Origin of the sequence: Pseudomonas sp. UBA3153 (assembly GCF_002364635.1) — a bacterium.
GTDB lineage: Bacteria > Pseudomonadota > Gammaproteobacteria > Pseudomonadales > Pseudomonadaceae > Pseudomonas_O > Pseudomonas_O kuykendallii.
This window is the reverse complement of sequence record NZ_DEYR01000015.1, coordinates 68,046-69,144: the sequence shown is the minus strand read 5'-3', so window position 1 is coordinate 69,144 and position 1,099 is coordinate 68,046. Positions and strand designations below refer to the sequence as shown.

Genomic DNA, 1,099 nt, shown 5'->3' with positions numbered 1-1,099 from the left:
CATCCGCGCGTTCGACAACCGCACCACGCTGTTCGACGGTGGCAGCCTGCAACTGCCCGCGCGCCTCGCCGGGCCGGGGCCGGTGCGCCTGGTGCACTTCTGGGACCCGGCCTGCCCGTGCAATGTGGGCAATCAGCAGCACCTCGTGGAGCTGATCGAGCGTTTCGCCAGCCGCGGCGTGAGCTTCTACGCGGTGCAGAAGCCCGGCAGCGCGGGGCATCTGCCGAAAACGCTGGAGGCCCTGCAGCCGCTGGAGCAGTTGCCCGGTTCGGAAGACCTTCCGGCGAGCCCGGCCGTGGGTATCTGGAATGCCGACGGGCGGCTGGTCTATTTCGGCCCCTACAGCGAGGGTGCCAGCTGCACCTCGGGCAACAGCTTCATCGAGCCGGTGCTGGAGGCCCTGGCCGAGGGCCGCACGGTGAGCGCCACCAACACCCTCGCCGTCGGCTGCTACTGTCCGTGGAACGATACGGCAGACTGATCGCCCGGTATTTGCACGGGAGGGCGCCACCCCGCCGCCCTCCGCGCACGGCAGAATGCGCAACGGATCAGCCCATAACAACAAGGAACACCGATGAAACGCGTGCTCACGCTGCTCGTCCTGCTGCTCGCCGTCGTGGCCGGCGGCGGCGCCTGGTACTTCCACGGCAAACAACCGACGCGCTCCGGCGAACGGCACCTGGCCGGCCTCGAAAAGCCCGTCGATATCCGTTACGACGACCGCGGCGTGCCGCACATCCGCGCGCAGACCGAAGCCGACCTGTACCGCGCGCTCGGCTACGCCCACGCCCAGGACCGGCTGTTCCAGATGGAACTGATGCGCCGCCTGGCACGCGGCGAGCTGGCGGAAATCTTCGGCGCCAAACTGGTCGAGACCGACCGCCTGTTCCGCACCCTGCGCCTGGGCGAACATGCCGAGGCCTACGCCGCACGCGTCGACCGCAACGGCAAGCCATGGAAAGCGCTGGAGGCCTACCTGGCCGGCGTCAACCAGTTCCAGGACAGCCATCCGGCCCCGCTGGAGTTCGATCTGCTCGGCATCCGCAAACGGCCTTTCACCGCGGCCGACACCTTCGCCATCAACGGCTACACCGCGTAC

2 protein-coding genes are annotated in these 1,099 nt (G+C 68.6%); both read left to right on the top strand.

What is annotated here, in order from left to right; translation table 11 throughout:
* Positions 1-481: DUF6436 domain-containing protein (locus B2X67_RS03875; RefSeq protein ID WP_286784680.1), on the top strand; the 481-nt coding region annotated here is incomplete at its 5' end.
* Between the two features lie 93 nt (positions 482-574).
* Positions 575-1,099, top strand: a 525-nt coding sequence (locus B2X67_RS03870) for a penicillin acylase family protein (RefSeq protein WP_286784679.1), incomplete at its 3' end; no start/stop codon positions are given.